9 protein-coding genes and 2 pseudogenes are annotated in these 13,207 nt (G+C 72.0%); 5 read left to right on the forward strand and 6 right to left on the reverse strand.

Translation table 11 applies throughout. The features are described 5' to 3' along the window. Positions 1–29: 29 nt before the first annotated feature. The 4 genes from EDC34_RS11065 (at position 30) to EDC34_RS11080 (ending at position 5,366) form a co-directional block, all read left to right on the forward strand. Positions 30–980 (forward strand): AAA family ATPase, encoded by a 951-nt coding sequence (locus tag EDC34_RS11065; protein ID WP_114960841.1) that lies wholly within the window; start codon positions 30–32, stop codon positions 978–980. A gap of 2 nt (positions 981–982) precedes the next feature. After that, positions 983–1,942, forward strand: a complete 960-nt coding sequence (locus tag EDC34_RS11070; protein WP_114960840.1) for a DUF58 domain-containing protein — start codon at positions 983–985, stop codon at positions 1,940–1,942. Continuing rightward, a complete protein-coding gene (locus EDC34_RS11075) occupies positions 1,935–3,884 on the forward strand; it encodes a transglutaminase TgpA family protein (RefSeq protein WP_114960889.1) in 1,950 nt (649 codons plus the stop codon). The genes EDC34_RS11070 and EDC34_RS11075 overlap by 8 nt, the downstream gene beginning before the upstream one ends. Positions 3,885–4,058: 174 nt before the next feature. Continuing rightward, entirely contained in the window at positions 4,059–5,366 is a 1,308-nt protein-coding gene (locus tag EDC34_RS11080; RefSeq protein WP_114960888.1) for a hemolysin family protein, read from the forward strand. A gap of 48 nt (positions 5,367–5,414) precedes the next feature. On the opposite strand, the pseudogene EDC34_RS12535 reads toward EDC34_RS11080, so the two are convergent. The 4 genes and pseudogenes from EDC34_RS12535 to EDC34_RS11095 form a co-directional block, all read right to left on the reverse strand. Next, positions 5,415–6,158: pseudogene (locus EDC34_RS12535) on the reverse strand (EAL domain-containing protein); the annotation flags it as partial. A gap of 69 nt (positions 6,159–6,227) precedes the next feature. Next, positions 6,228–7,595: pseudogene (locus tag EDC34_RS12540) on the reverse strand (diguanylate cyclase domain-containing protein); the annotation flags it as partial. After that, positions 7,550–8,485: a phosphate/phosphite/phosphonate ABC transporter substrate-binding protein gene (locus tag EDC34_RS11090; protein WP_114960838.1), complete on the reverse strand. Its 936-nt coding sequence runs from the start codon at positions 8,483–8,485 to the stop codon at positions 7,550–7,552. The pseudogene EDC34_RS12540 and the gene EDC34_RS11090, both read right to left, overlap by 46 nt. A gap of 40 nt (positions 8,486–8,525) precedes the next feature. After that, on the reverse strand, positions 8,526–9,350 hold the full coding sequence (locus tag EDC34_RS11095; protein ID WP_114960837.1) for an RNA methyltransferase: 825 nt from the start codon (positions 9,348–9,350) through the stop codon (positions 8,526–8,528). A 95-nt stretch (positions 9,351–9,445) separates the two neighbouring features. On the opposite strand from EDC34_RS11095, the gene EDC34_RS11100 reads away from it, so the two are divergent. Then, complete coding sequence (locus EDC34_RS11100; RefSeq protein ID WP_114960836.1) at positions 9,446–10,267, forward strand: inositol monophosphatase family protein; 822 nt, start codon at positions 9,446–9,448, stop codon at positions 10,265–10,267. A 103-nt stretch (positions 10,268–10,370) separates the two neighbouring features. Here EDC34_RS11100 and secF read toward each other — a convergent pair whose 3' ends face one another. Continuing rightward, positions 10,371–11,339, reverse strand: a complete 969-nt coding sequence (gene secF / locus EDC34_RS11105) for a protein translocase subunit SecF (RefSeq protein WP_114960835.1) — start codon at positions 11,337–11,339, stop codon at positions 10,371–10,373. Positions 11,340–11,359: 20 nt separating this feature from the next. Next, positions 11,360–13,201, reverse strand: a complete 1,842-nt coding sequence (gene secD, locus EDC34_RS11110; protein ID WP_114960834.1) for a protein translocase subunit SecD — start codon at positions 13,199–13,201, stop codon at positions 11,360–11,362. Positions 13,202–13,207: the final 6 nt, after the last annotated feature.

The raw sequence follows: 13,207 nt of genomic DNA on the forward strand, positions 1-13,207 counted from the left end.
GCCCTTCCCCCGAGACCCATGCCCTCGACATGTCCGCGATCCCGGCTCCGGCGCAGATGCTACCCGATGCCCTGCAGCAGGCCCTGCGCGAGGCGCAGGCGCAGGTCAACACCCTGGTGCTGGGCAAGCCGCATCAGGTGCGGCTGGCCTTCGTGGCCCTGCTGGCGGACGGGCACCTGCTGATCGAGGACCTGCCCGGCCTGGGCAAGACCACCCTGGCGCACGCGCTGGCCGCCACCCTCGGGCTGGACTTCGCGCGCGTGCAGTTCACCTCCGACCTGCTGCCGTCCGACATCCTCGGCGTGTCGGTGTACGAGGCGCAGGCGCGCCGCTTCGAGTTCCATCCCGGCCCGGTGTTCACCCACGTGCTGCTGGCGGACGAGATCAACCGCGCCCCGCCGCGCACCCAGAGCGCCCTGCTGGAGGCGATGGCCGAGCACCAGGTGAGCCTGGACGGCCAGACCCGGCGCCTGCCGGACCCGTTCCTGGTGATCGCCACCCAGAACCCGGTGGACCTGTCCGGCACCTACCCGCTGCCGGATTCGCAGCTCGACCGCTTCCTGCTGCGGCTGGCGCTGGGCTATCCGGACGATGCCACCGAACGCGCCCTGCTGGCCGGGGCCGACCGCCGCGACCTGATCGCCGAAGCGCGCCCACTGCTGGATGCGCCGCGCATCCTCGCGCTGCGCCGCGCGGTGCTGGAGGTGCATGCCGGCGATGCCCTGCTGGACTACGTGCAGGCGCTGCTGGCGCGCAGCCGCAAGCAGCCTGGCGTGCGGGTGGGGCTGTCGCCGCGCGCCGGGCTGGCCCTGCTGCGGGCGGCGCGCGCGCATGCGCTGCTGCTGGGGCGCGCGCACGTGGTGCCCGAGGACGTGCAGGCGCTGTTCCCGGCGGTGGCCGAACACCGGCTGGTGGCGGAGGCCGACGCGTCCGCCGCCCAGCTCGCCAAGGCCATCCTGCACGCGGTCGCGGTGGACTGAACATGCTGGCGGCGCTGCGCCAGCGCATCCGCGGCTGGACCCGTCCGCGCGCGCCGGAGCCGCTGCCGGTGCGGCTGGACCGGCGCCGCATCTACGTGCTGCCCACCGCCAGCGGGCTGTTCTTCGCCGCGCTGCTGGCGGCGATGCTGCTGGGCGCGCTCAACTTCAACAACAATCCCGGCCTGCTGCTGGCGCTGCTGCTGGCCGGTGCCGCGCATACCAGCCTGATCATGGCGCACCTGCAGCTGTCGGGCCTGCGGATCGACGCGGTCGCGGCCGAGCCGGTACCGGCCGGAAGCGAACTCTGCCTGCGCATCGCGCTGTCCACCACCGACGCGCGCGTGCGCCGCGGCCTGCGCATCGCCTGCGACGGCCGCGCGCTGGCGCTGGGGCGGCTGGATGCGCGCGGCGCCACCGCCGAACTGCGCCTGCCCGCACCCCGGCGCGGGCCGTGGCCGCTGCCGCGACTGACCCTGTCCAGCGTGCAGCCGCTGGGCCTGGCCCGCGCCTGGGCCTATGTGTGGCCGGCACAGTCGCTGCTGGTGTATGCCGCACCGGAGCCGCAGGCCCCGCCGCTGCCGGCGGCGGCCGGTGTCCAGGGCCGCGCCCGGCCCAGCCGCAGCGGCGAGGACCCGCACCACCTGCGCGACTACCGCGCCGGCGACGCGCTGCGGGCGGTGGCGTGGAAGGCCTCCGCGCGGCATGCCAGCCTGCTGGTGCGCGAGGACGAGCAGCAACAGGCCGGCGAGTTGCACCTGGACTGGCAGCAGACCGCCGGGCTGCCCTACGAGCAGCGTATCAGCCGGCTGGCGCGCTGGGTGGACGAGGCCGAACGCGAGGGCCGCCGCTACGCGCTGGCGCTGCCGGGGCAACCGGCGATCGCCGCCAGCCATGGCGATGCCCACCGCCACCGCTGCCAGCGCGCGCTGGCGCTGTTACCACGGGAGCCGGCGCATGCCTGAGCCCGTGCGCTCGCCGCCGATGCCACCGGCCAGCCTGCTGCAGGTGCGGGTGGCGGCGCTGGCCTGCCTGCTGCCGCTGCTGCTGCAGCTGCCGCTGGCGCTCGCGCTGGGGTTCGGCATCGGCAGCGTGGCGGTGGTCGCGGCGTCCTGGCGGCAGCCGCTGCCGGCGGTGCTGCGCTGGCTGCTGGGCGGCACCGCGCTGCTGGCGGTGGCCGCGGTGATGCCGGGGATCGGACGCGATACCGCCTGTGCGCTGCTGGCGGGGATGCTGGCACTGAAGCCGGCGGAAACCTTCAGCCTGCGCGACGGCCGCAGCCTGCTCGGGTTCGCCCTGTTCGCGCCGTTCGCCACCTTCCTGCTGGACCAGGGTCCGCTGAGCCTGCTGCTGGCGCTGGCCGGGGTGCTGCTGGCGCTGCTGGCGTTGCAGCAGTTGGCCGCCGACGAGGGCGGGCTGCCGCCGCGCGCGCCGCGGCAGGCGCTGTCCGGGGTGCTGCGGCTGGTCGCACTGGGGCTGCCGCTGGCGCTGGCGGCGTTCTGGCTGTTCCCGCGCCTGCCCACTCCGCTGTGGGGGCTGCCGCAGCGCAATGTCGCCGTGCCGGGGCTGTCGGACACGATGACCCCGGGCCAGATGTTCGAAATGCTGCTGGACGACAGTCCAGCCGCGCGCGTGCAATTCATCGGGCCGGCGCCACCGCCGCCGCTGTACTGGCGCGGCCCGGTGCTGTGGGATTTCGATGGCCGTACCTGGCGCCAGGCGCGTGACCTGCTGGCGCTGCCACCAGCGCCGGTGCAGGCGAGCGGGCCATCCTGGGACTACCAGCTGGATCTCGAACCCACCGAGGACCGGCAGTTGGTCGCACTGGATCTTCCGCTGCAATTGCCGGAGGACGCGCGCCTCGACCACGACCTCAGCCCGCAGGCGCAGGCGCCGCAGTACAACGTTTCGCGCTGGCGGATGCGCTCGGCCGCGGCCGCGGCGTTCGAGCCGAACCTGCCCCCGGCGTTGCGCGCGCGCGCGCTGGCGCTGCCCGCCGGCTACAACCCGCGCACCCTGGCGCTGGGGCGGCAGTGGCGGCGCGAGGCCGGATACGACGCCCAGGGCCGCACCGATGCCGCCATCGCCGAACGCGCGCTGGCGATGATCCGGCGCGATTTCGCCTACACCCTGAACGTGCCGCCGGCCGGGCGCAACGAGGTGGACGATTTCCTGTTCGACCGCCGCGCAGGCTATTGCGAGCACTTCAGCTCGGCCTTCGTGGTGCTGATGCGCGCCGCCGGGGTGCCGGCGCGGGTGGTGACCGGCTATGCCGGGGCTTACCGCAACCCGGTCGGCAACTACTGGCTGGTGCGCAAGTCCGATGCCCACGCTTGGGCGGAAATCTGGTTGCCGGCACGCGGCTGGGTGCGGGTGGACCCCACTGCGGCGGTGGCGCCGGAACGGGTGTACGACACCCTCGCCGACCGCCGTCCCGGCCGCATCGCCGGCTTCGACGGCCTGGTGCCGATGTTCGACGCCGCCGACTGGCTGCGCCGCGGCTGGAACGACTTCGTGCTGGGCTTCAACGCGCAGCGCCAGCAGGCCCTGCTGAAGCCGCTGGGCCTGGCGCGGCTGGGGGCGTCCGGGCTGGCGGCGCTGTTCGCGATGGCCGCGCTGCTGGCGCTGGGTTGGATGGCGTGGCGGATCGCGCGCGGCGAGCGCACGCGCGACCCGCTGCTGCGCGCCTGGCACGCGCTGGAGGCACGCTACCGCCGGCGCGGGCTGGGGCGCGCGCCGCACGAGCCGGCGCAGGCCTGGGCCGCGCGGGTCGGTGCGGACGTGCCCCGCGCCGGCGCTCCGCTGGCGAGCCTGGCGCGGCGCTTCTCGGATGCCCGCTATGGCGCACCCGCCACGCCCGCGGCGCTGCGCGCGCTGCTGCGCGACCTGCGCCGGCACCGGCCCTGAGCCGGCGGCCCGGACGCGCCTGCTATGATGCCGGCGCGCCGCGGCGCGACCCATGGACACGCCTTCCTGCCCATCGCCGCAACACCCGCCCCCCGCCCCTGACGCTGCGGCCGCGCGCCGCATGCCGGGCCATTCCGTCCCCCTTCCCTCCTCCGCACCCGGTGGCCACCCGTGCTGGAACTGCTGCTGATCGTCCTCGCCCTGATCCTGCTGAACGGCTTCTTCGCGCTGTCAGAGATGGCGGTGGTGACCTCGCGCAAGGCGCGGCTGAAGCAGCAGGCGCTGGCCAGCCGGCGCGCACAGCGCGCGCTGGACCTGGCCGAGCGCCCGGAGCAGTTCCTGTCCACCGTGCAGGTGGGCCTGACCCTGATCACCATCCTCACCGGCATGCTCGGCGGCGAGGCGCTGGGCCAGCTGATCGGCCACTGGCTGGCGCTCAAGCTGCCGGCGCTCGGCGCCTCGGCCGCGCCGCTGGGCACGGTGCTGGCGGTCAGCCTGATCACCTACCTGAGCATCGTGCTCGGTGAACTGCTTCCCAAGCGGCTGGCGCTGCTGGCGCCGGAGCGGGTGGCGGCGGCGGTGGCGGTGCCGATGCACGCGCTCTCGCGCCTCGCCAGCCCGGCGGTGTGGCTGCTCAGCGCCACCGTGCGCGGCCTGCTGCGCCTGCTGCGGGTGGGCGGCGGCGACGGCTCGCGGGTCACCGAGGAGGAGATCCAGCTGCTGGTGAGCGAGGGCCACGAGCAGGGCGTGATCGACATCGACGAGCGCAACATGCTCAACCGCGTGATGCGCCTGGGCGACCGCACCGCCGACAGCCTGATGACCCCGCGCACCAAGATCGCCTGGCTGGACGCCTCCGCCTCGCTGGCCGAGAACCTGGCGACGATGCGGGAGCACGAGTACTCGCGCTACCCGGTGTACCGCGGCAACGACAGCGACGTGGCCGGCATCCTCGAGGTCAAGAGCCTGCTGGATGCGCTCGGGCAGCCGTGCCCCGACCTGTTCCGCGCCCTGCGCCCGGCCCTGTTCGTGTCGGAATCGACCCAGGCCATGAAGCTGCTGGAGATCCTGCGCGAGGAGCAGCAGTCGCTGGCGCTGGTGGTGGACGAATACGGCGACATCCAGGGGCTGGTGACGGTCAGCGACATCGTGGACGCGGTGATCGGGCGCCTGCAGTCGGGCGCCGAGGCCAGCCCCGGCGAGGCGCTGGTGGTGGCGCGCGAGGACGGCTCGCTGCTGGTGGACGGCGGCCTGCACGTGGAGGAGCTGCGCGAGCTCACCGGCGAGCGGCTGGCCGATGCCGACGAACTGGAATACCGCACCCTGGCCGGGCTGGTGATCGCCCGCTTCGGGCGCATCCCGCACGTGGGCGAGCATTTCCAGCAGGGCGCGTGGCGGATCGAGGTGGTGGACCTGGACGGCCCGCGCATCGACAAGCTGCTGCTGCAGAAGCTCGAGCCGCCCACCGCCGGCGAAGGCTGAGGCGAAGCCGGGACCGCGCCCGAAGGCCGTGCCTGCGCCCGCGCGGGATCAGCGCAGCAGGTCGAGGAAGGCCTGCGGCTCCAGCGGGTGCCCCAGCCAGTAGCCCTGCACCAGGTCGCAGTCGCGCTCGCGCAGCAGTTGGTACTGGCCCTGCCGTTCCACCCCTTCGGCCACCACCACCACGCCCATCGAATGCGCCATCGCGATGATCGCGCTGGTCAGCGCCAGGTCGTCGGGGTCGCGCAGCAGGTCGGTGATGAAGCTGCGGTCGATCTTCAGCCCGTCCACCTGCACCCGACGCAGGTGGCTCAGGCTGGAATAGCCGGTGCCGAAATCGTCCAGCCACACCCGCACCCCGAGCTGGCGCAGCTTGCCCAGCAGCTCGGTGGCATAGGCCTCGTCGCTGATCACCGCGGTCTCGGTCAGCTCCAGGTGCAGCCGTTCCGGCGCCAGCCCGCTGCTGTCCAGCGCGTCGGCCACCTGCTGCAGCAGCTCGCCGCTGCGCAACTGGCGCGCGGAGACGTTCACCGAGACGAACGGCGCCTCGCCCGCGTCCGCCGGCACCGGCCAGGTGGCCGCCTCGGTGCAGGCGGCCTGCAGCGCCATCAGCCCGATCGCCTCGATCAGGCCGCTCTGCTCGGCCACGTCCACGAACACCGACGGCGCCACCGCGCCGTATTCCGGGTGGTTCCAGCGCAGCAGCGCCTCCGCGCCCACCAGCACGCGGTCCTGGGTGCGGTAGATCGGCTGGTAGGCCATGCTGAGCTCGCCGCGCGTCCACGCACCGCGCAGCTCCTGCTCCATCCGCACCCTGCGCTCCACCGCCTGGTCCATCGCGCGGCTGTAGAAGCGGTAGCAGTTCTTGCCCGCCACCTTGGCCTGGTACATCGCGATATCGCCATTCTTCATCAGCAGCGAGGCGGTGCTGGCATCGTCCGGGAAGATCGCCACCCCGACCGAACCGCCCAGCAGCACCTGCCGGCCGTGCAGCAGCATCGGCTCGCTGAGCGCCGTCACCAGCGCCTCGGCCAGGCGGATCGCCTTGCCGCGGATGCCGGAGTCGGGATCGGCCTCGCCCAGCTGCAGCAGGATCACGAATTCGTCGCCACCGAAGCGCGCGACCACCGACTCGGTGCCGTCCACCGAGGCCACCGCCTGCTCGATCCGCGCCGCCACCTGCAGCAGCACCTCGTCGCCGGCCTCGTGGCCGAGGGTGTCGTTGACGCGCTTGAAGTCGTCGAGGTCGGCGAACAGCAGCGCCAGCTGCGAGCTGGTGCCCTGGGTCTCGCGCAGGCGCTGCTCCAGGGTCTCGCGGAACGCCAGCCGGTTGGACAGCCCGGTGAGGGCGTCGCTGTAGGCGACCCGGCGGATGTCGCGGTCGTGCCGGGCCACGCTGTCGCGCATGCGCCCGAACGCGCGGATCAGATCGCCCAGCTCATCGCTGCGCGCGCTCTCCGGCACCGGGGTGCTGAAGTCGCCGGCCTCGATCTGGCGCGCGGCCTCGCCCAGCAGGCGGATCGGGCGCACCAGCAGGCGCTGCACCACGGCCGCGCCCAGCAAGGCCAACAGGGTCAACCCGGCGAACATCAGCAGCAGCCAGCTCATGCTGCGCTGGTTGACCGCGTTGAACTGCTCGCGCAGCGACGACAGCGCGCCCGATTCGGCGCGCGCCACCGCCGCCATCGAGTAGCCGATGCGCACCCCGCCCAGGCGCTCGTCGCCGATCGTGATCGGCTGCGACACGTCCAGCAGCTCGTCGGACAGGTGGGTGTGCGGGCCCTTGGCCGCCACCACCTCGGCCGCCAGCGGGTCGTCCATCGGCCGCCCGTAGGCGGCGATGTCGCCGGAGCCATCGTGCAGGATGCGCCCCTGGGGGTCGTACACCAGCACGTAGTCCACTTCCGGCGCGCGCAGGGCGTTGCGCGCGAGGATGCCGACCGCATCGAGGTCGAAGTAGTACAGCGGGTTGGCCAGTGCATCCGCCAGCTGCCGCGCCTGCGCCTCGCCGCTGAGCCGCATCTGCTCGGCCAGCAGGGTGTGCGTGCTCTGGCGCGCGATCTCGATGGCCTCTTCCTGGCTGCGCTGCTCGCGGAACCACAGCAGCGCCATCAGCAGCAGCACCAGGGCCAGCCCCGACAGGATGGCGATCTGGAACCGCGATTGCAGGCTCAGGCCGGCGCGCTTCACTCGACCTCCGCGCGCACGCGCTGCACCCCGCGCCCCAGCCATTCCAGCGAGCGCCGGTCCTCGGTGCCGATCGGCAGCAGCCGCGCGGTGCCGAGGAAACGGCGCAGGGCCTCGCCCGCCTCCGGATCCTGCGCGGCCTCCTGCAGCACCTCGTTCAGGCGCGCCTCCACTTTCGGGTCGAGCCCGGTGCGGGCCAGCATCAGCGCGCGCGGCACGTCCTCGGTGCGCCCGATCACGCGGAAGTCCTGGGCGAACGCGGGCGGCATCCGCGCCGGGTTCAGCCAGTCGAGGTTGCTCAGCACGCCCACGTCCACCAGGCGCTTGTGCACCCAGGTGGTGACGTTCAGCTCGGTGCGCGCGAACACGTAGCCCACCCGGTCCGGCGCCGGCTTGTCCATCGGCGACAGCAGCAGCTCCAGCGACTGCCCCTGCTCCAGCAAGGTCGCCGCCGGCAGGTAGTAGGCGCTGGTGGAATACGGGCTCTGGAAGGCGATGCTGTGCCCCACCAGGTCGCGCAGCGATTGGATCGAGCTGTCGCGGCGCACGAAGAACACGCTGTGGTAGCGCTGCGCGCCGTCGCGCTCGGTGATCAGGAAGGCATGCGCTACCCCGCGCTGTTCCAGCAGGGCGGCGTTGCCGGCGGTCTCGTTGATCCAGTCCACCCGACCGCGCCGCAGGTAGCTGGACATCTGCTGCAGGTCGCGCGCCATCAGGATGCGGCCGCTGCGGATCCCGACCGAGGCCATGCGCGGGATCACGTAGTCCAGCAGCGGCTTGAGCTGGTCGTAGTGGGACTTGGGATCGTCGCTGACCCGGCCCAGCACCAGCACGCCGTCGTCGCTTTCCGGGGCGACCACCGGCGCCGCCGCCGAGGGCAGGCCGGCGGGCAGCAGGCAGCACAGGCACAGCAACGCGAACGCGAATCGGCGCATGGCGTGCGGCTGTCCCCCTGGCGTGCGGATGGTGGTCAGGCTACCCGATTTTTCCGCCGCCCGCGGCCTGCCCAGCCTGCCCAGCCAGGCGCGCCATGCGCTGGGCATCGGCCAGCACCCCGCGCAGCAGGCGCACGTCGGCGCTGTCGAGGTTGGCGCGCAGGTACAGCCGACGCAGCTTGCGCATCGCCGACTCCGGGGCGCGGCCCTTGTGGAAGTCGATCTGGTCCAGGGTTTCGGCCAGCTGGGCGAAGAACCCCTCCAGTTCCGCATGCGAGGCGGCGCCCTCCGCCGGCGGCGGGGTGCGCGCCGCGGCCGGCGCCGGCCCGGCCTCGCCCAGTAGGGCGCAGCGCAGCTCGTAGCTCAGCACCTGCACCGCGGCGGCCAGGTTGAGCGAGGGGAACGCCGGGTCCGAGGGGATGTGGATGGCGGCGTGGCAGAGCTGCAGCTCCTCGTTGTCCAGCCCGGTGCGCTCGCGCCCGAACACCAGCGCCACCGGCCCGCTGGCGGTGGCGGCCACGGCGCGGGCCGCGGCCTCGCGCGGGTGCAGCGGCTCCAGCTGCACGCGGCGGCTGCGCGCGGTGGCGCCCAGCACCCAGCGGCAATCGGCCACCGCCTCGGCCAGGCTGGCGAATACCGGCGCGGCCTCGACCAGATCATCGGCGCCGGCCGCCATGGCCTGGGTGTCGCGGTCGGGCGCCTTTTCCGGCGCCACCAGCACCAGCTGCGACAGCCCCATGGTCTTCATCGCGCGCGCGGCGGAGCCGATGTTGCCGGGATGCTGGGTGCCGACCAGCACGATGCGCAGGCGGTCGGCGGCGGTGCCCGGCGCGGCCGCCTCGTTCGGATTGGATGGTGCATTCATGCGTGAATGGTAAACTGCGCGGCCCCGGCCCTGCGCCGGGACTGTTCTTTTCCGCCGCCGTCCCCTTCCCTCACTCCCGTCGAGGCGACTTCGCCATGCAAAAACCCGTCGTCAACGTCATGGTCAAGGCGGCCCGCGCGGCCGGCGGTGTGCTCCTGCGCAACATGAACCGGCTCGATGCGATCAACGTGGTCGAGAAGGACCGCCTGGACTACGCCAGCGAAGTGGACGAGCAGGCCGAGCAGGCCGCAATCAAGGAATTGCGCCGTGCCTACCCGGACGCGGCGTTCCTGGGCGAGGAAGGCGGCAGCCACGGCGGCCGCGGCGGCGCGCTGTTCGTCATCGACCCGCTGGACGGCACCAGCAACTACCTGCACGGGCTGCCGCACTGGTGCGTCTCGATCGCGCTGGTCGAGCACGGCGAGCCGCAGCACGCGGTGGTGTTCGACCCGCTGCGCAACGAGCTGTTCACCGCCAGCCGCGGCAGCGGCGCGGTGCTCAACGACCGCCGCATCCGCGTCTCCGAGCGCAAGGACCTGTCCGGCGCGCTGCTGGCCACCGGCTTTCCGCCGCGTGAGCGCGAACGCGCGCCGGCGCAGCTGGAATGCGTGCGCGAGCTGCTGCGCAGCATCGAGGACATCCGCCGCACCGGCTCGGCCGCGCTCGACCTGGCCTACGTCGCCTGCGGCCGCTTCGACGGCTATTTCGAATCCGGGGTGAAGCCCTGGGACATCGCCGCCGGCGTGCTGCTGGTGCGCGAGGCCGGCGGCCGCGTCTGCGACTTCCGCGGCGGCGCCACCGGGCCGCTGGACACCCGCGGCATCCATGGCCGCGCGCTGCTGGCCGGCAACCAGAAGCTCAGCGCCGAGCTGCAGAAGGTGATCGTGCAGTCCGGCTACGCCGCCGCGGTCGGCTGACCGCCGCGCCATCCGGCCAGCGGCCCCATCGCCGGGGCGTGCATGCAAAAGGCCGCGCAGTGCGCGGCCTTTTGCGTTGCGTGCCTGCGGCAGGCTGCCGCGGTCAGGGCCGGCGCGCCAGCTCGGCGTGGTCCTTGGCCTTCGGCATCAGGTCCTGCTTGGAGACCTTGAACGGACCGATGGTGAGCATCGGCACCGCCACGATCACCGAGGAGACCACCACGATCACCGCGCCGATCATGTGGGTCTCGGCCAGCCCCTGCATCGAGGTGCCGCCGTACAGGTACAGCGCCAGCGCCGACAGGAAGAACATCACCGCGGTGATGACGGTGCGCGACAGGGTCTGGTTGATCGAGCGATTCAGCACTTCCAGCGGCTCCACCCGCAGGCTGCGGAAGTTCTCACGCACGCGGTCGAACACCACGATGATGTCGTTGATCGCGAAGCCCATCACCGACAGCAGGCCGGCCAGCACGGTCAGGTCGAACTCGCGCCCCAGCAGCGACATGTAGGCGATGGTGAGGATCAGGTCGAAGAACGCGGTGATGCTGGCCACCATCGCGAACTTGAACTCGAAGCGCGCGGCGATGTAGACCAGGAACCCGACGAGCATGAAGAGGGTCGCGTAAACGCCGTTCATGGCCAGGTCGCGGCCGACCTGCGGGCCGACGAACTCGCCGGGCTGCACGGTGGCGGGATTCTCCGGCGTGTTGACCGCGGCCAGCACCTGGTCGGCGATCTTCTGCGCGGCGTCCGCGGCGTTGTTGTGCTCGGCGTCCGGCTGCAGGCGCACCATCACGTCGCTGCCGCCGCCCACGGTCTGCACCTGCGCGTTGTGCAGGCCGGCCGCGGACAGGCGCGCGCGCACCTGCTCCACGTCCACCGGGTGCGCGAAGTGGGTGCGCACCATGGTGCCGCCGGTGAACTCCAGCGCGTAGTTGAAGCCCTTCAGGCCGATGATGGCGATCGAAGCGACCAGCAAGACCAGCATCAGCGCCAGCACCGGGTGGCGGTGGCGCATGAAGTCGATCTTGGTGTCGTTCGGGACGATGTGCAGCGGAAACAGTTTCATGGGTGGATTCTCTCTTCCCGTCAGATCGCCACGGACTGCAGCTTCTTGCGGCGGCCGTAGATCAGGGTGGCCAGCGCGCGCGACACGGTGATCGCGGTGAACATCGAGGCGAAGATGCCGATGATCATGGTCAGCGCGAACCCTTTGAGCGGGCCGGTGCCGAACGCGTACAGCGCGATGCCCACGATCAGGCCGGTCAGGTTGGCGTCCATGATGGTGTGCGAGGCACGCTCATAGCCCATCGCGATCGCGGCCTTCGGCGGGACCCCAAGACGCAGCTCCTCGCGGATGCGCTCGTTGATCAGCACGTTGGCGTCCACCGACAGACCGACCGACAGCGCCAGGCCGGCGAAGCCCGGCAGGGTCATGGTGGCGCCGAACTTCGACATCACCGCGACCACGATCACCAGGTTGAACAGCAGCGCGATCGAGGTGATCAGGCCGAACATCCGGTAGTAGATGCCGAAGAACACCAGGGTGAACAGGAACGAGAAGACCACCGCCTTGATGCCGCGGGCCACGTTCTCCGCGCCCAGGCTGGGGCCGATCACGTACTCCTCGACGAAGTCCATCGGCGCCGCCAGCGAGCCGGCGCGCAGCAGCTTGGACAGGTTTTCGGCCTCGGTGCGCTCCAGGCCGGTGGTCTGGAACTGCTTGCCGAACACGCTCTGGATGTTGGCCACGGAGATCACTTCCTCCTTGACCTTGAAGCTGCGCACTTCCTTGCCGTCCACCATCGTGACCTGCGGGATGCGCTCGGTGTACACCACCGCCATCGGCTTGCCGACGTTGGCGCTGGTGAAGTCGAACATGCGCTGGCCGCCGACGCCGTTGAGGGTGACGCTGACCGCCGGCATGCCGTTCTGGTCGGTGGCCACGGTGGCCGCCACCATCTGGTCTCCGGTCACGATCACGCGCTTGTTGAGCAGGATCGGGCGTCCGGCGCGGTCGCGGTAGAGCTTGGCCTCGGGCGGGATGCGGCCGGTGTCGGCGGCTTCCTGCGCGTTGCCGTCCACCACCGCGCGGTATTCCAGGGTGGCGGTGGCGCCGATCATGCGCTTGGCTTCGGCGGTGTCCTGCACGCCAGGCAGCTCGACCACGATGCGGTCGTCGCCCTGGCGCTGGATGATCGGCTCGGCCACGCCCAGTTCGTTGACGCGGTTGCGCAGGGTGGTCAGGTTCTGCTCGATCGCGCTGGAGGCGATCTGCTGCATCTCGGCCTGCGGCACGCCGACCACGATCCCGCCGGCATCGCTGGAATAGGTCAGGGTCGGCTGCGCCTTCACCAGCGCGGCGCGGGCCTTGGCGGCGTCCTCGGGGTTGGCCAGCACCACGCGCAGCGAATCGTTGCCGCTGCGCTCCACCGAACGATAGGCCACGCGGGCATCGCGCAGGGTGGTGCGGATGTCGTCGGCGAACGCGTCGAAGCGCTTGTCCACCGCCGCCTTCTTGTCCACCTGCAGTGCGAAGTGCACGCCGCCCACCAGGTCCAGGCCCAGCACCATCGGGTGCCCGCCCAGCCGGCTCAACCAGGCCGGCACGGTGGAGGCCAGGTTCAGCGCCACCGTGTAGCCGTCGCCCACCTTCTCGCGGATCGCGTTGTTGGCGGTGGTCTGGTCGTTCAGCGAGTTCAGGCGCACCACCAGGTTGTCGCCCTCCTTGGCGATCGCCTTCGGCGTCACCTTGGCGTCGGCCAGGATCTGCACCACCTTCGACTTCAAGGCGTCGTCGATCTGCGCACCGCGGTTGGCGGTGATCTGCACGGACGGGTCCTTCTGGTAGATGTTGGGCAGCGCGTACAGCACGCTCAGCGCCAGCACCAGGAGGATGACGAAGTACTTCCAACGCGGGAATTCAAGCATTGCTCA

The sequence above is a fragment of the Thermomonas haemolytica genome (assembly GCF_004346265.1).
GTDB classification, from domain to species: domain Bacteria; phylum Pseudomonadota; class Gammaproteobacteria; order Xanthomonadales; family Xanthomonadaceae; genus Thermomonas; species Thermomonas haemolytica.

Coding starts and splice junctions, on each gene's coding strand:
- secD (WP_114960834.1), bottom strand. CDS start 13,201: ATGCTTGAATTCCCGCGTTGGAAGTACTTCGTCATCCTCCTGGTGCTG.
- EDC34_RS11095 (WP_114960837.1), bottom strand. CDS start 9,350: ATGAATGCACCATCCAATCCGAACGAGGCGGCCGCGCCGGGCACCGCC.
- EDC34_RS11075 (WP_114960889.1), top strand. CDS start 1,935: ATGCCTGAGCCCGTGCGCTCGCCGCCGATGCCACCGGCCAGCCTGCTG.
- EDC34_RS11065 (WP_114960841.1), top strand. CDS start 30: ATGTCCGCGATCCCGGCTCCGGCGCAGATGCTACCCGATGCCCTGCAG.
- secF (WP_114960835.1), bottom strand. CDS start 11,339: ATGAAACTGTTTCCGCTGCACATCGTCCCGAACGACACCAAGATCGAC.
- EDC34_RS11070 (WP_114960840.1), top strand. CDS start 983: ATGCTGGCGGCGCTGCGCCAGCGCATCCGCGGCTGGACCCGTCCGCGC.
- EDC34_RS11090 (WP_114960838.1), bottom strand. CDS start 8,485: ATGCGCCGATTCGCGTTCGCGTTGCTGTGCCTGTGCTGCCTGCTGCCC.
- EDC34_RS11100 (WP_114960836.1), top strand. CDS start 9,446: ATGCAAAAACCCGTCGTCAACGTCATGGTCAAGGCGGCCCGCGCGGCC.